The following is a 21540-nucleotide window of genomic DNA, read 5'->3' as shown; positions in this document are numbered from 1 at the left end:
CTGCCTATTATTCATTGCGCTTATATTAAGTGTTATAGTGCCATTAACTACCAATGCACAGGCCATTATAACCCTGTATCCAGGCTCAATTCCCAATTCAAGGCATGGTAATTTGCTGCCCATTGCCAATCCATCTCCGGGTATGGTTAACCGCGTGCTAACGCCCGAACTTGAAATGTATATTCCCGAAAAAGACAAAGCTACAGGTGCTGCTGTAATTGTATGCCCCGGTGGAAGCTATAAGGTTTTAACCTATGAAGCCGAAGGCGTTCGAACCGCAAAAGAGCTTATGAAAAATGGCATAGCGGCCTTTGTACTTAAATACCGCCTTCCTGACGATTCTACGATGATCGACAAAAAAATAGGCCCGTTGCAAGATGCGCAGCAAGCCATAAAAGTTTTACGCGAAAATGCGTCGAAGTGGGGTATTGATACCGCAAGGGTTGGTATAATGGGGTTTTCTGCCGGAGGGCACTTAGCTGCTACGGTGGCAACTCATTTTAAGAAAGCATACATCGACAATCAACAGCATACTAATCTACGCCCTGCATTTTTAATAGTGGTTTATCCGGTTATCAGTATGGAAGATGGCATAACCCATAAAGATTCGAGAACAAACCTGTTAGGGGAAAAACCTTCTAAAGAAACAATTGATCTTTTCTCAAACGAATTGCAGGCTGGGCTCGATTCACCGCCAACATATATTACACATGCAGGAGATGATCAATTGGTTGACGTTGACAACAGTATTTTATTTTATGAAAAACTACGGCACAGCAATGTGCCTGCCGAACTGCATTTATATCCAAAAGGTGGCCACGGCTTTGTTTTAAGGGAAAATCCGGCAAACTGGATGGTGCCCCTATTCAGCTGGATGAAAAAAACTAAAATAATTTAACTAATGATAAAAATTTGATCAATGAAAATAGTTAAACAAACGCTATATCTGGTATTTGTAGCATTATTGCTTCACGTTTCCGGCAATGCACAAGATAACAAACAGGTTATTAATCCGTCAACCAATATACGGTCTGCAAAATATCCGCAAATTTTGCCTAATCATCAGGTGATTTTCCGCATCAAAGCGGCCGATGGTAAAAACGTGCAAATTGATTTGGGCAAAAAATATGATTTGGTTAAAGATGCCGACGGATATTGGACGGTAACCACAGATTCTATAAGCGAGGGATTTCATTATTATTCCCTGCTCATTGATGGGATAGCGGTGGCCGACCCGGCGAGTGAAAGCTTCTATGGCATGGGACGGATGGCCAGCGGAATAGAAATTCCTTTTAGCGGCGGAGATTATTATGCACTAAAAAACGTGCCGCATGGCGATATCCGGATCAAAACCTATTATTCAACAGTCACAAAATCATGGCGCAGGCTTCTGGTTTACGCACCTCCCGGATATGATATCAATAGCACCGAAAAATACCCGGTGCTTTACATTTTACACGGCGGCGGCGAAGATGAGCGTGGTTGGGCCATGCAAGGGAAAACAGATATGATATTGGATAACCTTATCGCAGAAAAAAAAGCAAAACCGATGTTGGTGGTGATGCCCGATGCTAATATGGGCGGTTCGGGGTTTGGAGAAGATGGGTTAAAAGCATTTGAGAACGAAATGAAACAATGTATCATTCCCTTTATTGAAAAAAATTACAGGGTTCAAACTACTTCCAAAAACCGTGCAATGGCGGGTTTATCTATGGGCGGCATAAACACGTTGTACACAGGTATCTATAATACCGACCTTTTTTCTTACCTGGGTGTATTTAGTTCTGGCTGGATAATGCCGTCACAAAGTACGCTGGCAGATGCGCAATATGATTTTCTGAAGAAAAACAATTCCAGGATAAATAACAAATTGAAGGCATTATGGATTTCTGTTGGCGGTAAAGAAGACATTGCCTACAAGAACTGCCAAACAATGCTGACTAAATTGGATGAGCTAAAAATAAAACATACCTATTATGACTATCCGGGCGGGCACACCTGGCCGGTTTGGAGAAATGACCTTTATCATTTCGCCCCATTATTATTTAAATAATCCCATATCTGTCAAAGTTATCCTATGAAAAAGTTGTTAGTGTGCATCATTTTAACTGTTACCGCAATTATTACAAATCTATCAGCGGTATGCGCGCAAGGTGCACACAACCCTATTATATATGCCGATGTACCAGATATGTCTATAATTCGTGTGGGCAACACTTATTACATGAGCAGCACAACCATGCACATGAGCCCGGGTGTACCGATCATGAAATCGAAAGATTTGGTTAACTGGCGTTTGGTAAATTATGCTTACGACACTTTAGCAAACACGGATGCCCTTAATTTAACTAACGGTAAAAGTACTTACGGTAGAGGTTCATGGGCAAGTAGTCTGCGTTATCATAATGGCACATATTACGTCAGCACTTTTGCCCAAACTACCGGAAGCACCTATATCTACACTACAAAAGACATAGAGAAGGGCCCTTGGAAAACCGTTTCTTTTAAACCGGCCCTGCATGACCACTCCTTGTTTTTTGATGATGACGGAAAAGTGTATATGATTACCGGCAGTGGCAAGTTAAGGTTAGTTGAATTGAAGGCAGACGTTTTTGGTATCAAGCCTGGCGGGGTAGATCAAACCATCATTGAAAACGCGGGCTTGCCTTCCGGTGGTACCGGCCTTGGTGCCGAAGGTTCTCAGTTATTTAAGATAAACGGCAAGTACTATCTTTTCAACATCACCTGGCCACGGGGCGGTGTACGCACAGTGGTTATACACCGGGCAGATAAAATTACCGGGCCCTATGAAGGGAAAATTGGCCTCCAGGATTTGGGAGTGGCGCAAGGCGGGCTAATTGATATGCCGAACGGAACCTGGTATTCATATTTATTCCGCGATTTTGGTGCCGTGGGCCGCGTGCCTTACCTGGTGCCTGTAAAATGGGAAGACGGATGGCCCGTTTTGGGCAATAACGGTAAAGTTCCCGAAACACTTGATCTGCCTGCAAGCAAAGGATTAATACCTGGCATTGTGGCATCAGATGAATTTACCCGCAAAACCGGTGAACCTGCATTATCGCTGGTATGGCAATGGAACCACAATCCTGACAATAGCTCATGGTCTGTAACAGCACGAAAAGGGTATTTACGCCTTATTACCGCCAGCGTGGATACAGACTTTTTGATGGCGAGAAATTCATTAACGCAACGTACCATCGGCCCGGTTTGTTCAGGTTCGATATCACTGGATGTGTCAAATATGAAAGACGGTGATTTTGCAGGTTTAGGCCTGCTGCAAAAAAATTACGGGCAGGTAGGCGTAAAAATAAACGGCACAAATAAATCTATAGTAATGTTTAATGCCAGTACGGGTAAGCCTGTAGAAGCGAAAAGTATCCCGCTTAATCAAAAAACGGTATACTTTAAAGCCGAATGTAATTTCACCGATAAAAAAGACCTGGCTAATTTCTGTTACAGCCTGGATGGCACAACATGGGTGCCTGTAGGTACCCAATTGAAAATGACCTACACCCTGCCCCATTTTATGGGTTACCGGTTTGCCATATTTAACTACGCCACTAAAACACCGGGTGGTTGGGCTGATTTTGACTTTTTCCATATAACGGATGCTATTACGGGAACAAAATAATTTTCTTAAGAAGATGCGCCTAAACAATTTATTTAAAAAGAAATGATAAAAGGTTTTCTTTTAATCTTATTAATTACCGGTGGGATAGTGAAAGCCCAAACCCTACCTGTAAACGAAGACGCGCCGTGGCCTAGTTATATGCTGCATCAAGCAGTGGCAAAATCGTTCAGGATTGCTGCCGCCGGAAAAGCAGCGCCGATATATGTAGACCCTGATGATTGGAAAGGTGTACTGAGAGCTGCTGACGATCTTAGCGACGACGTGCGTAAAGTAACCGGAACATCCTCACCGGTATTTAAAGATAAAAACTTTGCCGGGGAGGCAATTTTAGTAGGTACCATAGGCAAGAGCCACATTATTGACCGGTTAATCGCTGAAAAAAAAATCGACATTTCGGCAATAAAAGATAAATGGGAATCTTACCTGATCCAAACGGTGGATGGGCAACTGGTTATCGCAGGCAGCGATAAGCGGGGAACAATTTTTGGGATTTATGATGTTTCAGAAAAGATTGGTGTATCACCATGGTATTGGTGGGCAGATGCACCGGTAAAAAAAAGCACCGCGCTTTATGTAAAGGCGGGAAGATATGTCCAGAGCTCGCCAAAAGTAAAATACCGCGGTATATTCATCAATGACGAAAGCCCTTCAATGTCTGGCTGGGCACGTGCAAAATTCGGTGGCATTAACTCTAAAATGTACGTGCACATGTTTGAGCTGCTGCTACGTTTAAAAGCTAACTTTTTATGGCCGGCTATGTGGGGTAACGCTTTCAACGAAGATGACCCCATGAGCCCCGTACTTGCCGATGAATATGGTATTGTGATGGGTACCTCTCACCACGAGCCTATGATGAGATCCCAAAAAGAATACACCAACCGCAAAAATGAAATTGGGCCCTGGGACTATACAACGAATGCAGAGAACCTCAAAAAATTCTGGTACAATGGTTTGGAGAGAAATAAAAATTTTGATAATCTAATTACCGTTGGGATGCGCGGCGACGGGGATGTAGCCATGGGAAAAGGCGATGACGAAGCCAATATAAAAACCCTGCGCAAAGTAATTGCCGACCAACAGGACATTATACAGAAAGTATATGGTAAAAAAACTGAAAAAATACCGCAAGCCTGGGCCATATTTACCGAAGTACAACGCTATTATGATGCAGGTTTAACCGTCCCGGATGATGTTACATTATTATTTTGCGATAACAACTGGGGCTATATCAGGCGCACCGGGCCCGATAAGGAAAAAAAACGCAAAGGAGGTTTAGGGCTATATTACCACATTGATATGAATGGCGGGCCGTGGAATGATAGATGGATAAACAGCACAACGATCCCCAAGTTACACGAACAACTCAATCTGGCTTATCAAACGGGGATAAACACAGAATGGATTATCAATGTGGGTGACCTGAAACCCAAAGAATTGCCTATAGATTTTATCATGCATTATGCATGGAACCCAGATGCAATTCCGGCCGACAAAACCTGGGATTATACGGTGAATTGGGCCGGGAAAATATTTGGTAAAGAACATGCAAAAGAAATAGCCGACATCATTTCAAAATACACCAAGTATAATCTTTGGCGTAAGCCAGAAGTACAAGACCCGCAGATATTTAGCTTTGTAAACTACAATGAGGCAGACCGGGAATTTAAACTGTGGAACGACCTGGCAGCTAAAGCGGAAGCACTTGAAAAGAAAATTCCCGCCGATGCAAAAGATGCTTATTATGAATTGGTGCTGTACCCTGCCAAAGCATCAGCCGGAGTAGCACAGATTTATTTAGATGCCGGCCGTAATAATCTTTATGCGCAACAAGGGCGCGTAAGCGCCAATGATTACGCCCAACAAGCTCGCGATTTATTTGAAATCGATAAACAATTAAGCAACCGTTATAACGACTCCATTGCCGGTGGAAAATGGAAAAACATGATGTCGGATGTTCACCTCGGTTATAAACAATGGTCTATGCCACGCGAAAACAGCCTGCCCCCTCTTGTAGATGTTACTCCGCTGGCTCAACCCACGCTTGGTGTAGCTGTAGAGGGAAGCACCGATGCCTGGCCGGGTGCCGAAAAAAAAGCCGAATTACCGCAGTTTAATGCGCTGGATAAAAAGCGGCATTACATCGATGTGTTCAATCGTGGAACAGGTGCTGTTGAGTTTACTGCAAAAACCAACAAACCCTGGATTAAACTAAGCATGCTTAACGGAAGCGTGGAAAAAGAGCAAAGAATATATGTAGATATAGACTGGCAAGCCGCGCCTGCAGGAAATGTTGAGGGCAACATTGAAATTACACAAGGTGATACAAAAATTCCCTTATTAGTAAATACGTTAAAGAAAGCTGCTCCGGTTGCTAAACTGCCGTATTATGGTGGTTATGCTGGCGAGTTTTCTATACCTGCTGAACAATTCGTTGCAAATATTCCGGGAAAGTACGCCAAATGGATTGTCCTGCCTGATTTGGGCCGCGCAGAAGCATGCATGGGTATCTACCCCGTAACGGCGCCAAGTACAACGCCCGAAAAGGCACCAAGGCTTGAATATCAAATCTTTTTACCCAACACGGGTAGCGCTAAAGTATGTTTAGGTGTTTTACCCACCCAGGATGTAAATCCGACCAGGGGTTTGAGAATAGCAGTTGCTATAGATGGGCAAGCCCCGCAAATATTAGATGCCCGCAAAGGGTTTCATGATGAGTTTAAGGAATATACCTCAGCCAGTCTGGCTATGTCTCCAGGTTTAAAGCCGTTGCCGCCTTTAGGCAATAATTATGCGCTGGTATCACGCAGAAAACCGCGCAGAGATGAGGTTTTTGATAATTTAAGGTGGCTTGATGTTAATTTGGAAGTAAAAACACCCGGCATGCATAAGCTAAAAATATTCATGATAGACCCCGAGGTGGTGTTAGAGAACATTATAGTTAATCCTAACGATAAATATCCAAGTTACTTTGGCGCAACACCTATTAAGCACAAGGCAAATGTAACCCCTGGTGGGCTCAAAATCCCGGAGAATAAATAAAACAATAAATGCACTTATCTATCAATTTTGAATGTATGACAAAATTTTTTTTTAAAGTTCCCCTATTTCTTATCCTCGCTGTTCCTGCAATTTGTAGTGCGCAAAAATATCAGAAAACGGCATCCGGCGTTAAAGCTTCTATTAATGGAGTGGTTGTCGAAGTTCAATTTTACAACCCGGAAATAGTACGGGTGGTAAAAGTGCCGGAAGGCAAAATATTTACCAAAGAAAGCCTTTCTGTAATCAAAAAGCCTCAGCAAACTTCATTTACCATCAAGCAGCAGGGTGATATACTTAACCTTCGCAGCGAGAAGTTAAATGTTAGCCTCAACCTCAAATCCGGCGGGCTTAGCTATACCACAACCACAGGTACTGTGTTGTTAAAGGAGAAACAAAACGGCATATCATTTACACCTTTTGACGATGCCGGGAATAAAACCTACACTGTTGCGCAGACCTTTATATTAGACAAAGACGAGCCAATATACGGTTTAGGGCAGCACCAGCGAGGCAATTTAAGTCAACGCAACCAGCAGTATAATAACATGATACAGGGCAATACCGAAGATGTAGTACCGCTTTTTCAGTCTGTAAAAGGTTATGGTGTTTTTTGGGACAATTACTCTCCTACTTCATTTAACGACAACCTCAATGAAACCAGCTTTAAATCAGACGTTGGTGATGGCATTGATTATTATTTTATGTATGGCGGCAACGCTGATGGCGTGATTACAGATATGCGTGCCCTTACCGGGCAGGCACCTATGTTTCCGTTATGGACTTTTGGATATTGGCAAAGCAAAGAGCGTTATAAAAGCCAGGATGAGGTGGTGGGTGTTGTGAAAAAATACCGTGAGCTAAAAGTTCCTTTAGACGGTATTATACAGGATTGGCAATACTGGGGTGGCAATTATTTATGGAACGCCATGGATTTTTTAAATGCCGACTATTCCAATCCGCAAAAAATGGTTAATGACGTACATGGGCTCAATGCGCATATGATCATTTCTATATGGGCATCATTCGGCCCGCAAACCCTACCGTATAAAGAGCTGAAAGCAAAAAATATGTTGCTGGACTTTCATACGTGGCCAGAATCGGGTTCAGACAAGTGGCCGCCTAACCTGGATTACCCTTCGGGTGTAAGGCCTTATGATGCTTATAATCCCCAAGCAAGGGATATTTACTGGAAATATCTGCATAAAGGATTATTAGCTGTAGGGCTTGATGGATGGTGGATGGATTCTACCGAACCAGATCATCTGAATTTTAAGCCTTCCGATCTCGACCTCAAAACTTACCTCGGCTCATTCCGCAAAGTCCGCAATGCCTATCCGTTAATGACTGTGGGCGGTGTATATGACCATCAACGTGCTGCCAGTTCAGATAAGCGCGTGTTTATACTAACCCGTTCGGCGTTTGCCGGGCAACAGCGCTATGGCGCTAATACATGGTCGGGCGATATTACTTCATCCTGGCAAGTACTTAAACAACAAATACCTACCGGCCTTAACTTTTCAATGAGTGCCATCCCCTATTGGAACAGTGATATAGGCGGATTCTTCTTAAACAATTTTAGAAATAAACTGGCCGACCCCGACTATCGGGAACTGTATACAAGATGGATAGAGTTTGGTACTTTTTGCCCAATGATGCGCTCGCACGGTGCGGATGCCCCAAGAGAGATCTATCAGTTTGGCAATAAAGGCGACAAAGTTTACGATGCCATTGCTAAGTTTATTAATCTTCGTTACAGGCTTTTACCTTATATGTATGCCGCTTCATGGGATGTAACAGCCCATCAATCGAGCTTGATGCGCGCGTTGGTGATGGATTTTGCAAACGACAAAGATGCCTGGGACATCAATGACGAATACATGTTTGGTAAATCAATACTGGTAAGCCCGGTTACCAGCCCTATGTACACTAAGCCAGGTACAGTTGAAGGGCGTGATACCTTAAAAGCAGAAGATTTTAGCCTTGTAAAAACAAAGCAAACTTACCTGCCAAAGGGTACTGACTGGTACGATTTCTGGACCGGTGAAAAGTTGACCGGCGGACAAAAAGTAAGCCGACAAACCCCGCTCGATATCATACCCCTTTATGTTAAAGCGGGTTCTATTTTACCTTTTGGGCCCGATGTACAATATAGTACTGAAAAAAAATGGAACGACCTTGAGATCCGTGTGTACCCTGGCGCTGATGGTGATTTTACATTGTATGAAGACGAGAATGATAACTATAACTATGAAAAAGGCAAATACAGTGAAATAAAATTTCATTGGAATGAAAAAAAACGGACGTTAACGATAGCAGATCGCCGGGGGGCTTTTGATGGAATGCTAAATGACCGTAAGTTCAACATCTCCATAACACCGGCTGCCGGTGATAAGCCCGCTGACGCGACAGCAGTTAAATCAATTTCTTATAACGGCAAGGGTGTAAGCTTAAAGCTATAATAGTTATAAACTATGAAATCAATCTTATTTTTAAGCATGCTTGTTTTGGCAGTAATTTGCAAGGCACAAAATCCAATAATACAAACCAAGTTTACAGCCGACCCCGCCCCGTTAGTGTACCACGATACCGTGTTTTTATATACCGGCCACGATGAAGATGACGCAAAAAATTTCAAGATGCTTAATTGGTTACTGTATACATCGACCGATATGGTTAATTGGACCGACCGGGGTACTGTAGCATCGCTGCGAGACTTTAGTTGGGCACCAGATAATGGAGCGTGGGCAACCCAGGTTATTGAGCGGAATGGAAAGTTTTACATGTATTGCCCAATACACCTTAAAGGAATTGGGGTATTGGTATCAGATAGTCCTTACGGGCCATTTAAAGACCCTTTAGGGAAACCATTTATTCATCAGGGTATTGATGATATTGACCCTACCGTTTTTATTGACGATGACGGCCAGGCTTATTTATATTGGGGAAACCCTCATTGCTGGTATGTGAAACTTAACCCCGACATGATTTCCTATTCGGGGGATATTGTTAAAATCAGCTCGAAACCTGCCAACTACCAGGAAGGCCCATGGTTTTATAAAAGGAAGGGCCATTATTACCTTGCTTATGCGTCAACCTGTTGCCCGGAAGGTATTGGTTATGCCATGAGTGATACACCCACAGGCCCATGGGTGTATAAAGGGATGATTATGGAAGGCGATAAAATATCTTCTGGAAACCACCCGGGAATAATTGATTACAAGGGTAATTCATACGTATTTGGATTCAACTATACGCTGAATCTCGCCCAAACACCAACACACAACGAAAGGCGCTCCGTTTGTTTAGCACAATTAACCTACAATGCAGACGATACCATTCAAAAACTACCTTTTTGGTCAGCAACCGGCACGGCGCAAATAGGCACGTTAAACCCTTATGCCCGCACAGAAGCCGAAACGATCTCGTTGGAAAACGGTGTAAAAACAGAACGTGATAAGCAAGCCGGAGTTTTTGTAACCGATATAAACAATGATGATTATATCCGCGTGCGTGGCGCCGATTTTGGCAAAGGTGCCAAAAAATTCGAAGCCAGCATTGCATCAGCTTCGGCCGGCGCAAATATTGAAATTCATGTGGACAGTCTCAAAGGTGCTTTGTTGGGTATTTGCCCGGTTAAGAATACCGGAGGATGGCAGACGTGGGTATCACAGATATGTTCTGTAAAAAAAGTAAAGGGGGTGCATGATATTTATTTGGTATTCAAAGGTTCGGATGGGCCGCTGTTTAATTTCAACTGGTGGAAATTCAGTACAAAATAAACACAAATTGTAGTAATGAATATGTTTTTTAAAAATGCTTTTTGTATAACCATACTGCTTATTGCCGGCCAACTTTTAAGTTACGGGCAAAAAACCGGTGCAATATATGCTGTAAGCAAACAATACAATGGCATTCTTTTAAATGACAGAGGTAGTAAATTAAATATTCAATTTATTAAACCCGCCGTTGTTAGGGTAAGGTTTGTGCCCGAGGGTAATTTTAAAGATAACGGTACGGATGTTTGTATTCCACAAAAGTACAAACCGGTAAATTTCACAGTTCAACAGCATGTTGGTTTGGTTGTTTTACAGTCGGCAAGCCTTAAATTGGTTATATCAACAAAAACCGGCAGCATACAATACTTTAACCATTCAGGCAAGTTACTCCTTGCTGAAAACCCGGACCATCCAAGAATAACAGAAAAGGTAACATTAAACAAAACTATTTTTAACGATGCCGGCAGCAAGGTTGAGAAAACCGCCAATGGCGATCAGGCTACGGCTAACATCACTAATAAAGAGGCAGTTGGCACAGCATGTAAAGCGCGGCAACAGTTTACCTGGCAGCCAGGCGAGGCTTTATATGGGCTCGGGTCGCACCAGGAAAATTACATGAACCTCCGGGGTACCATGCAATACCTTTATGAGTATAATTTAAAAAAAAGCATACCCGTGTTAATGTCCACCAAGGGCTACGGGCTGCTGTTTGACGCCGGATCTGCAATGGTGTTTCATGATGATACCCTGGGCAGTTTTATGGATATGCTTGCCATAAACCAGGTGGATTATTATTTTATGTATGGTCCTGAATTTGACCAGATCGTACACCATTTCCGAAACCTGACAGGCAAGGTTGAACTGTCGCCTAAATACATGTTCGGCTACATACAATCAAAAGAAAGGTATACCAACCAACACGAAGTTGACAGCGTTTTTAACCGCTTTCGTTCAAGCCATATTCCATTAGATGTTATTGTGCAGGATTGGCTTTATTGGAAAGACGGCTTATGGGGATATAAAAAATTTGATGAAAAGAAATATCCCGACCCGGCCAAAATGATCGACAATGTACACAGCCAAAACGGCCACTTTATGATGTCCATTTGGCCGCAAGTTGCGTTAAACGAAGAAAAGGAAATGGGAGAAAAGGGCTTCATATTGGGCCGGAAGATGTATGACGCTTATAACCCTGCCGCAAGGAAAATGTATTGGGATGATTATGTAAACAAAAACTTATTTTCAAAAGGGGTAGATGCCTGGTGGCCCGATTCGTCTGAGCCGGTTGAATTTGACTGGAACAGGGGTGCAAATAATATTGCCAATGACCCCGCAGCACGGTTTGAGAAAAACGTAAAGGTAATGGCCGACTTGCTTGGTGCGCAACGGGTGAACACCTACTCACTACACCACATAATGGGTATTTATGAAAACCAGCGTAAAACCAACAGCAAAAAAAGGGTGGTTATTTTAACCAGGGCATCTTATCCGGGGCAACAGCGTTATGGCGCAATGGTATGGAATGGCGATACCAAAGCTACTTGGAATGACTTTAAAAGCTGGATTCCGGGAGGATTAAATTACATGGTTACAGGATCGCCCTATTGGACTATAGATGCGGGAGCATTTTTTGTGCGCAGTAAGGCTGAATGGTTTTCAAAGGGAGATTTTGAAAAAGGCACTGCTGATAGCGGTTACAGGGAGTTTTACGTACGCAATATCCAATATGCAGGGTGGTTGCCCGTTTTGCGAAGCCATGGTACCGACTTTGCCCGTGAGCCCTGGCAATTTGGCAAAGCCGGCGAAGTATTTTACGATGCTATTATTAAGCAAATAGATCTGCGTTACCGCTTGCTTCCATACACTTATTCGCTGGCCGGCATGGTAACCAACCAGGATTATACCATGACAAGATCGCTCCTTTTCGATTTCAGGAACGACCCGAAGGTTTACGATATTAAAGACGAGTTTATGTTTGGCAATTCGTTTTTAGTTTGCCCGGTTACAGACCCGATGTACTACGCACCTGGCAACAAGCAATTACAGGGAGTTGAAAAAACCAGGAGTTTGTATCTCCCTTATGGGGTTAAATGGTTCGATTTCTGGACGGGCAAACAATACGATGGAGGTCAAACAATCGTTGCCGATGCCCCCATAGATCATATCCCGGTTTTTGTTAAAGCAGGTTCTATTGTACCGATGGGGCCGGTTATTGAATATTCGTCCCAACAGCCGGATGCCCCTTGGGAAATCAGGCTATATCCGGGCAGCAACGCAAAGTTTACCGTTTACGAAGATGAGGGTGATAATTATAATTATCAAAAAGGTAAGTGGGCCTCATTTAACCTTTCGTGGGACGACAAAAAACATACATTAACTATTGGCGAAAGAAAGGGTGCTTTTGATGGCATGGTAAAAAAACGGACGTTGAATATTGTATTAGTAAAAGCCGGGGCAGGAACAGGAGTAACAGAATCAGAAGGTAAAAAGATTGAATACAATAGCCATCAAACAATAGTGAAATTATAATTCGGCAGAAAATCATCTGCAGGTGAACCATAAAAACTATAAACCAATCAGATACAATGAACTTAAAAACAAACATAGTAGTAATTGGCCTCGGCTTATTTTGCGGGCTATCGGTTTCTGCGCCAAAAATGCCCTATCAAAATCCCAATTTATCTTCGGCTTTAAGGGCGAAAGACCTTGTATCACGGCTTACGCTTAAAGAGAAAGTTGGCCTGATGAAAGACGTTTCGGACGCTATACCGCGCCTGGGCATAAAAAAGTTCAATTGGTGGAGCGAAGCGCTTCATGGTTATGCCAACCAGGGCCCGGTTACTGTTTTCCCTGAGCCGGTGGGCATGGCAGCGTCTTTTGATGACCAACTGCTATTCCATGTTTTCGATGCCGTATCTGACGAAGCTCGCGCAAAAAATAATGAGTACAAAAAACAAGGTGAAAGCCAGCGCTTTCATGACCTTTCTGTTTGGACACCTAACGTAAATATTTTTCGCGACCCACGCTGGGGGCGCGGCCAGGAGACTTATGGCGAAGACCCTTATCTTACTTCGCGTATGGGCGTTGCAGTGGTAAACGGCCTGCAGGGACCCGCTAATGCAAAATTCAGGAAGCTGCTGGCCTGTGCCAAGCACTTCGCCGTACACTCCGGGCCCGAATCAACCCGCCATCAGCTTGATATTACCGACGTAACCCCGCGCGATTTATGGGAAACTTATCTCCCCGCATTTAAAACACTGGTTACAGAGGCCGATGTACGCGAAGTAATGTGTGCCTACCAACGTTTAGATGATGAACCCTGCTGCGGCAGCAGCCGTTTGCTTAGCCAGATATTACGTAAAGATTGGGGTTTTAAGTACCTGGTAGTATCAGATTGTGGTGCCATTACCGATTTTTACCGAACTCATAAATCATCATCGGATGCCGCCCACGCATCGGCGAAGGCCGTTTTGGCGGGTACTGATGTGGAATGTGTTGGTTATGCCTTTGATAAAATACCCGATGCCGTTGCACACGGCTTGATAAAAGAAACAGATATAAATACCAGCGTGATCCGACTGATGACACAACGTTTTGAGCTGGGCGAAATGGATGATGACGCCCTTGTGCCCTGGACAAAAATTCCAATGTCTGTAGTTAATTCACCTGCACATGAGAAGATAGCGCTTGACATGGCGCGCGAATCAATGACATTGCTTCAAAACAAAAACGATGTTTTGCCATTGAGTAAAAACTCACCGAAAATAGCGGTAGTTGGCCCCAATGCCACTAATACGCAAATGCTTTGGGGTAATTATAATGGAACACCATTACGAACTATTAATATCCTCGACGGTATTAAAGCGAAGTTAGGGACGGGCAACGTTATTTATGACAATGCTTGCGACCTGGTAGAAGACAAGATTACGGAGAACGCACTTACAGAATGTGCTATAGATGGCAAAACAGGTATCCGGGCTACTTATTGGAACAATCGTAATTACGAAGGCTCCCCTGTAATTACAGAACAATTAACCAGCCCTATTGCGCTAACTACGCTTGGTGCCCATCAGTTTGCACAAGGCGTTAATCTCGAAGATTTCTCAGCCAAATATGAAACCACTTATAAACCGTCTCTTTCGGGCCCAATTGTTTTCAAATTCGAGGCAACCGGATTTGCTGAATTGTTTATCGATGGAAAATCGATATCAAAAACCGGTAGCTGGCGTGCCAATCCTAACAAAGTACCATTTACTGTTGAGGCCGGAAAGGAATATAAAATAGAGGTGCGTTATAAGCAGTTAAACAACTGGGCAGCCAGTTTGGCCCTCAACTTTGGTAAAGAAATACCTGTTACTTATGATGCCCTTATTAATAAAGTTAAAGATGCCGAAGTTGTAATATTTGTAGGTGGCATTTCACCAAGGCTGGAAGGCGAAGAAATGCCGGTTAATCTCCCCGGATTTAATGGCGGCGACCGCAGCGACATTGAACTTCCTGCCGTTCAACGCAATTGTATGGCCGCGCTAAAGAAAGCAGGTAAAAAAGTTGTATTTGTAAATTGTTCGGGGTCGGCCATAGCCATGGTGCCTGAAACTGAAAATTGCGACGCCATATTGCAAGCCTGGTATGCCGGCGAACAAGGCGGCCAGGCGGTGGCCGATGTGTTATTTGGTGATTATAACCCTGCCGGGCACCTGCCGGTTACCTTTTACAAAAACGTACAGCAACTGCCCGATTTTAGCGAATACTCCATGAAGGGCCGCACTTACCGCTATATGACTGCCGAACCTTTATTTCCTTTCGGATACGGCTTAAGTTACACCACATTTAACATTGGTAACGCAAAAGCTAACAAAACAGTTATTGCTAAAACAGAAAGCATCCAATTAAATGTGCCGGTAACAAATACCGGCCAGCGCGATGGAATAGAGCTATTGCAGATATACGTAAGGAAACCTGGTGATAAAGATGGGCCATTAAAAACACTCAGAGCTTTTAAGCGTGTGCCGGTTGCATCGGGCAAAACTGCATTAGTAACGTTAACCCTGCCGGCCAAAACATTTGAATTTTTCAACGAAGCGGATGGCATAGTAAAAGTATCGCCAGGGGATTATGAATTGCTTTACGGGACAAGTTCGGACAGTAAAGATCTGAAGCCTTTGAAAATAACGATCAAAAAGTCTATATAATTATATACGCAGCAGATACAAGGCAAGCTGATATTAAAACTAAAACATAATAAAAATGAAGCTTAAATTCATAGCTGGGATAGCCTTAATCTTGTTAAGCCTGAAAGGCTTTTCGCAAGACAAGAATTTTTACATCTTCATCTGCTTTGGTCAGTCCAATATGGAGGGTAACGCAAAGATAGAAGGCCAGGACACCCTGGGGTTAGATAGCCGTTTTCAAATGCTGCAAGCGGTTGATTGTGCAGACAAAGGCAGAATGAAAGACAACTGGTATACAGCCGTTCCACCATTGGCCCGCTGCAACACCGGCTTAACCCCGGCCGACTATTTTGGTAGAACGCTTGTAGCTAATTTGCCTAAAAAAATAAAAGTTGGAATTATTAATGTTTCTGTAGCCGGTGCCAAAATAGAGGTATTCGAAAAAGACAGTTATGAATCTTATTTAGCTACCGCCCCTGTATGGATGAAAAGTATTGCGGCAGAATATGGCGGCAACCCCTACAATAGGCTGATAGAACTGGCCAGATTAGCTCAAAAGGCTGGTGTAATTAAAGGTATTTTACTGCACCAGGGCGAGTCAAACCCGAATGATTCACTTTGGACAAAAAAGGTAAAAGGCATTTATGATAACCTGATTGCAGACCTAAACTTGAAGCCTAAAAAAGTACCCCTACTTGCTGGTGAATTAGTAAATGCAGACCAACAGGGTGCTTGCGCAAATATGAACACAATTATTGCAACACTGCCTCAAATACTCCCCAATTCGTACATTATTTCTTCAGCCGGGTGTACTTGTGCACGCGATCACCTGCATTTTACTGCAGCGGGTTATAGATTGTTAGGGAAACGTTATGGAGATACAATTCTCCCGCTATTGGGTTATAAGGCTAAAACAGCAGATAGCCATTAACCTACTTAAACATCAATTGAATGTGTAACCCCAATTACCAGTTATGAAGTCCTTATCGTTAGCTAAAAAAGTAAATCAAGGCATTTTATGCTCTTCAATTGCATTTGCATTGTTGTCATTTGCTCAATGCACACCTAAACATATGCTGTCATCATCCCTGCATGATGCTGCTAAAATTGATAATTCGGATAAAGGGTTGAAAGATTATTATAAAAACTATTTTCCGATAGGCGTAGCTATCAATAGTGCTGCATTACATGGTGCCGATTCGGCATTAATTGTTAAAGAATTTAACAGCATAACGCCGGAAAACGACATGAAGATGGGGCCAATACACCCATCTGAAAACGTATATAACTGGAAAAATGCGGACGCTATTGTTGATTTTGCAGTTAGCCACCATATAAAAATACGCGGCCACAACTTGTGCTGGCATGCACAGGAAGCCGCTTGGATGTTTACAGGTACCGATGGAAAACAGGTGACTAAGGAAGTACTTTTAAAACGTTTAAAGGATCATATTTTTGCGGTTGCAGGTAGGTATAAAGGCAAGATTTATGCCTGGGATGTTGTTAATGAGGCGGTTGATGACAGCAACGATACTGCGCAGATTTACCGTAAAAGCAATTGGTATAATATATGCAACGGCCCCGAATTTATAGAGGCGGCTTTCAGATATGCTCACGAAGCAGACCCGAAGGCTAAGTTGTATTACAATGATTATAACAGCGAGCACCCTGTAAAAAGGGAAAAGATATATAAACTATTAAAAAATTTAGTTGATAACCATGTGCCAATTGACGGTGTGGGTATGCAGGCACACTGGAAATTGAATGACCCTTCGGCCGAAGAACTGCGTAAAGCATTGGATGAGGTAACCTCATTAGGCTTAAAAGTACAATTCACCGAATTGGATATTACCATACGCTTACCGCAACCACAGCCTGCACCGGGCAGCACACCTGTAATAGCGACTACACCACCAACACCCGACCCTGGTTATACACCCGAACTGGAAGCCAAACAAATGGCACAATATAAAATGGTATTTGAAATTTTCAGGCAGTATAAAAAGTCAATTACAAGCGTCACTTTCTGGAATGTCTCTGACAGGTATAGCTGGCTGGACGGACGTGGAGGTGGGCTGGCCGGAGGTGCGGCTGCCAGTAACAATGCGCCCCGTGTAGTAAGAAAAGCATATCCCCTATTATTTGATACAAACAGGCAACGCAAAAAAGCATATGGGTCAGTAGTTAACTTTTAATCATGATTATACTATTACTTCAAAGCCAAAGCGTTAAAAATTCAATTTATGAATAGGCATTTAATCATTTCGAACAATAATTTTTTAAGAAATATGAGCCATAAAATAACCCGTTTGTTTTCCAGGTTTTTCTTAACCACCATGGCCGTTGGCAGTTTTATGATGGCTTTGGGCCAGCAAAGCACAATGCAGCCATTCAGACTCAACCAGGTGCAATTATTAAAAAGTCCGTTTCTTTCGGCAGAGCAGACGGACCTTAACTATATGCTTAAATTACAACCCGACAGATTGTTGGCACCATTTCTTAGGGAAGCAGGGCTTAAAGCAAAAGCAAAAAGTTATGGAAACTGGGAAAACACCGGCCTCGACGGCCATACCGCCGGGCATTATCTCACAGCATTAGCGCAAATGTATGCAGCTACAGGGTCGGCAGAATGCAAAAAACGCATGGACTATATGGTAAGCGAGCTTTCGCGCTGCCAGGTAAAAAGTAAAAACAACTATGTGGGCGGGGTGCCTGGAGGGGTGCATATGTGGGCCCTGGTAAAAACCGGCGACTTTAGCGAGTTTAATAAAAAATGGGTACCCTGGTATAACCTTCATAAGTTATTTGCCGGGCTGCGCGATTGTTATTTGCTGGCAAGCAACCAGCAGGCAAAGGATGTGTTTTTAGGCCTGGCTAATTGGGCCTATGATGAAACAACAGGCTTAACCGACAGCCAAATGCAAAGCATGCTCAATACAGAGCACGGAGGAATGGACGAAGTGCTAGCTGATGCTTATGCCCTAACGAATAACCGCAAGTACCTGGTATTGGCAGAACGATTTTGCCACCGGCAATTACTTACTCCATTAGCGCACAACCAAGATAAGCTTACCGGGCTACATGCCAATACTCAAATACCTAAAGTAATAGGTTTTGAGCGGATAGCCGAATTAACTAATGATACTGCCTATGCTACTGCGGCAAAGTTTTTCTGGCAAGCAGTAGTGCACAACCGGACAATTTCTATAGGCGGGAATAGTGTACGGGAGCATTTCAATCCCGCTGAGAACTTTTCTTCGATGCTTGAATCGGAACAAGGCCCTGAGACCTGTAATAGCAATAATATGCTTAAATTATCTAAAATGCTGTTTTTAGAGGACGGCAACCAGGAATATATCGATTTCTACGAACGTTTACTTTATAACCACATCCTATCTTCCCAACACCCGGGTACAGGCGGTTTTGTATATCTTACGCCAATTCATCCACAGCACTACAGAGTTTACTCAACAGCCGACGAAAGCTTCTGGTGTTGTGTAGGCACCGGGATGGAAAATCATGGTAAATATGGAGAACTGATTTACACGCATAAAAACAATAATCTTTATGTCAACCTGTTTATACCATCTGTACTAAATTGGAAACAAAAAGGAATTAAACTTATTCAGCAAAATAATTTCCCGGATAACGAACAAACAGAATTAACTGTTGAAACAGCAGTATCAAAACGTTTTACTTTGTTTGTAAGAAAACCAAATTGGATAAAACCTGATGGATTTATTGTAAAGATCAATGGAAAAACAACATCAAATATAAATTATTCGGAAGGTTATGCAGGTATAGAGCGGATTTGGCATAAGGGCGACAAGATTACTATAATGCTGCCGATGAAAAACTACATAGAACATTTGCCCGACCACTCGGAATGGGTATCTTTCATACATGGGCCAATTGTACTGGCTGCACCTACTGACACCAGCAATATGCGCGGCCTTTTTGCTGACGACAGCCGATGGGGACACATTGCCGGGGGGCCGTTATTTGCTTTAAACAAGTCCCCTCTATTGGTTCAAAATAATTCGGCCCCAATTACTCAACTTAAAAGGGCTGCTACCAACCTAATGGAGTTTAATATAAGCGACTTAATAGAGCAGCCACAATTTAAAAACCTGAAGCTTATACCCTTCTATCGCGTTCATGACACCCGGTATATGCTGTACTGGCCAATTACCACCAAAGATAGCATTGGCCAAAAAGAGGCAGAATTTGCGGCGCTGGATGAGACTTACCTCAAATTAGCCCCCCGGACAATAGACGAGGTCTCGCCTGGTGAGCAACAACCGGAAAACGATCATTTTATAGCTGCCGAAAAAACAGAAACAGGCGTGTTCAGAAACCAGCATTGGCGCAGCGCTAAGGGATTTTTTAGCTACCATATGCGGTTAACGCCTTCAGTTAAAGCCTTGGGCATAACCTATTATGGTAAGGAAAGCAACCGTGGTTTTGATATTTATGTTAATGAAACCAAACTTACCCATGTAGAGTTGGATGGGTTGGGGCCCGACACTTTCGTTACTAAGGAATATCCCATACCTGATGCCATTAAAGCAAATAACCAAACCCTGATCATAAAATTTGTTGCTGACAATGGGAAAAGCACAGCATCGATTTATGATGTAAGATTATTGCGATAAAGCACCTATTAAGCACACTTACTTACCAAATAAATTTTTCTTAAACCAATTGAATATTACCTATAGTACTTATTTGTTTCTCATCATAAATTAATCATTACCAAACATAGGCCATGCAAACAAAACAAATTTTCAAAAGCATTATAACCGCAATAAACACGGTTGCCTGCTCTACTGCCGGTACTATTGTGCAAAAATTGAAGTCCGGTTTTTTCAAGAATAATAAGCGGTTTCCTTTCTTCTTTATTTTACTAACAGAGCCCGGAGAATATATTAAACGCAAGGTATTATTACTGGGGATGGGCGTTATAATTTTAGTAGGATCAAATTTACAAGCACGTTCGGCTGCATCAAAATACAAAACTAATGGCACTGCCAAAAGCGATACTACACGTAGCCTCGCACCATACTTTACCCCGGCAAAAGCATCAAAAAAAACGCCGGATGCTGACGGGTTCATTCAACGTTGGTTACTCTTAGAACCAATTAACAAACCGATCCGTAGCAATGCAATTTTTACAGATAGCTATTTACGAACAGCATTTACAACCGAATATTTTCCAAACCAGTTTACTGTTATGCCCAAAGATGGAGAAAAAGTAAAAGTTGCAGAGCAAGAGCTAACGTGGCATGCATTGGAGAGCACAAACTTCAATGTCAAACTATTTCGTTTTGCCTATGGGTTACGCAAACAGACATACGGAGTTTTATTTTGGGCAGTAACCATAGTCAACTGTCCGCAGGAAATGAAAAATGTAAGAATGGCAGTTGGGTCAAATTCAGCATCAATGTGGTGGCTAAATGGAAAGGAAGCAGTGTTACTTTCCGGAGACAGACGCATGGTGATGGATGATTGCGTATCCACCCGCCTAACACTTCACAAAGGAAAGAATATCATCCGTGGAGCAGTGATCAATGGCCCCGGAATGAGTGATTTTTGCGTCCGCTTCCTGGACGAAAAAGGAGTGCCAATAAAAGATCTCACTATTAGTTATCAATAAAAATTAGTTGGTCCTATTTAATATCCAATTTATACAGAATTGAAGTTATTATGAAATTAAGAACTAAAATAATGGGCGCAATGGCACTATTTTCAGTGTTGTTAACCAGTACAGTAAAAGCCCAAATTGGGAAACCATTTATACATGATCCATCAACAATCACAGCATGTGAAGGAAAGTATTACACATTTGGCACAGGTGGAGGCGGACTAATATCCGAAGACGGTTGGACATGGAACAGCGGTG

General features: G+C 42.8%; 12 protein-coding genes. All 12 read left to right on the top strand.

Annotation, left to right across the window (positions count from 1 at the left end):
* The first annotated feature begins 37 nt into the window (after positions 1 to 37).
* The 12 genes from RG47T_RS06400 to RG47T_RS06345 all read left to right on the top strand — a co-directional run bounded on the left by RG47T_RS06400 (position 38) and on the right by RG47T_RS06345 (position 21294).
* On the top strand, positions 38 to 898 hold the full coding sequence (locus RG47T_RS06400) for an alpha/beta hydrolase (RefSeq protein ID WP_245770788.1): 861 nt from the start codon (positions 38 to 40) through the stop codon (positions 896 to 898).
* A 21-nt stretch (positions 899 to 919) separates the two neighbouring features.
* Entirely contained in the window at positions 920 to 2053 is a 1134-nt protein-coding gene (locus RG47T_RS06395) for an alpha/beta hydrolase-fold protein (RefSeq protein WP_083627314.1), read from the top strand.
* Positions 2054 to 2077: 24 nt separating this feature from the next.
* Positions 2078 to 3652, top strand: coding sequence for a glycoside hydrolase family 43 protein (locus tag RG47T_RS06390; RefSeq protein WP_074488651.1), 1575 nt, complete (start codon positions 2078 to 2080; stop codon positions 3650 to 3652).
* Between the two features lie 42 nt (positions 3653 to 3694).
* A complete protein-coding gene (locus RG47T_RS06385) occupies positions 3695 to 6691 on the top strand; it encodes a glycosyl hydrolase 115 family protein (RefSeq protein ID WP_074488650.1) in 2997 nt (998 codons plus the stop codon).
* Positions 6692 to 6726: 35 nt separating this feature from the next.
* The gene (locus RG47T_RS06380) at positions 6727 to 9150 is read left to right on the top strand and encodes a glycoside hydrolase family 31 protein (protein WP_074488649.1); all 2424 of its coding nucleotides are present in this window, start codon (positions 6727 to 6729) and stop codon (positions 9148 to 9150) included.
* A gap of 12 nt (positions 9151 to 9162) precedes the next feature.
* Positions 9163 to 10470, top strand: a complete 1308-nt coding sequence (locus RG47T_RS06375) for a glycoside hydrolase family 43 protein (protein ID WP_074488648.1) — start codon at positions 9163 to 9165, stop codon at positions 10468 to 10470.
* A gap of 15 nt (positions 10471 to 10485) precedes the next feature.
* Entirely contained in the window at positions 10486 to 12996 is a 2511-nt protein-coding gene (locus tag RG47T_RS06370; RefSeq protein ID WP_074488647.1) for a glycoside hydrolase family 31 protein, read from the top strand.
* Positions 12997 to 13052: 56 nt separating this feature from the next.
* On the top strand, positions 13053 to 15659 hold the full coding sequence (xyl3A, locus tag RG47T_RS06365; protein WP_074488646.1) for a xylan 1,4-beta-xylosidase: 2607 nt from the start codon (positions 13053 to 13055) through the stop codon (positions 15657 to 15659).
* 55 nt (positions 15660 to 15714) lie between these two features.
* Positions 15715 to 16569, top strand: coding sequence for a sialate O-acetylesterase (locus RG47T_RS06360; protein WP_074488645.1), 855 nt, complete (start codon positions 15715 to 15717; stop codon positions 16567 to 16569).
* A 142-nt stretch (positions 16570 to 16711) separates the two neighbouring features.
* Complete coding sequence (locus RG47T_RS06355; protein WP_074488644.1) at positions 16712 to 17833, top strand: endo-1,4-beta-xylanase; 1122 nt, start codon at positions 16712 to 16714, stop codon at positions 17831 to 17833.
* Positions 17834 to 17926: 93 nt separating this feature from the next.
* On the top strand, positions 17927 to 20293 hold the full coding sequence (locus RG47T_RS06350) for a glycoside hydrolase family 127 protein (protein WP_083627313.1): 2367 nt from the start codon (positions 17927 to 17929) through the stop codon (positions 20291 to 20293).
* A gap of 113 nt (positions 20294 to 20406) precedes the next feature.
* The gene (locus RG47T_RS06345) at positions 20407 to 21294 is read left to right on the top strand and encodes a hypothetical protein (protein ID WP_216351015.1); all 888 of its coding nucleotides are present in this window, start codon (positions 20407 to 20409) and stop codon (positions 21292 to 21294) included.
* The last annotated feature ends 246 nt before the right edge of the window (positions 21295 to 21540 follow it).

This window comes from Mucilaginibacter polytrichastri, assembly GCF_001911425.1.
Classification (GTDB): Bacteria; Bacteroidota; Bacteroidia; order Sphingobacteriales; family Sphingobacteriaceae; genus Mucilaginibacter; species Mucilaginibacter polytrichastri.
This window is presented reverse-complemented; position numbering and strand designations above follow the sequence as displayed.

Excerpts from the sequence above, each read along its gene's own strand:
- xyl3A (WP_074488646.1), top strand. The coding sequence starts at position 13,053 with ATGAACTTAAAAACAAACATAGTAGTAATTGGCCTCGGCTTATTTTGC.
- RG47T_RS06375 (WP_074488648.1), top strand. The coding sequence starts at position 9,163 with ATGAAATCAATCTTATTTTTAAGCATGCTTGTTTTGGCAGTAATTTGC.
- RG47T_RS06355 (WP_074488644.1), top strand. The coding sequence starts at position 16,712 with ATGCTGTCATCATCCCTGCATGATGCTGCTAAAATTGATAATTCGGAT.
- RG47T_RS06350 (WP_083627313.1), top strand. The coding sequence starts at position 17,927 with ATGAGCCATAAAATAACCCGTTTGTTTTCCAGGTTTTTCTTAACCACC.
- RG47T_RS06380 (WP_074488649.1), top strand. The coding sequence starts at position 6,727 with ATGACAAAATTTTTTTTTAAAGTTCCCCTATTTCTTATCCTCGCTGTT.
- RG47T_RS06345 (WP_216351015.1), top strand. The coding sequence starts at position 20,407 with ATGCAAACAAAACAAATTTTCAAAAGCATTATAACCGCAATAAACACG.
- RG47T_RS06370 (WP_074488647.1), top strand. The coding sequence starts at position 10,486 with ATGAATATGTTTTTTAAAAATGCTTTTTGTATAACCATACTGCTTATT.
- RG47T_RS06390 (WP_074488651.1), top strand. The coding sequence starts at position 2,078 with ATGAAAAAGTTGTTAGTGTGCATCATTTTAACTGTTACCGCAATTATT.
- RG47T_RS06395 (WP_083627314.1), top strand. The coding sequence starts at position 920 with ATGAAAATAGTTAAACAAACGCTATATCTGGTATTTGTAGCATTATTG.
- RG47T_RS06385 (WP_074488650.1), top strand. The coding sequence starts at position 3,695 with ATGATAAAAGGTTTTCTTTTAATCTTATTAATTACCGGTGGGATAGTG.
- RG47T_RS06360 (WP_074488645.1), top strand. The coding sequence starts at position 15,715 with ATGAAGCTTAAATTCATAGCTGGGATAGCCTTAATCTTGTTAAGCCTG.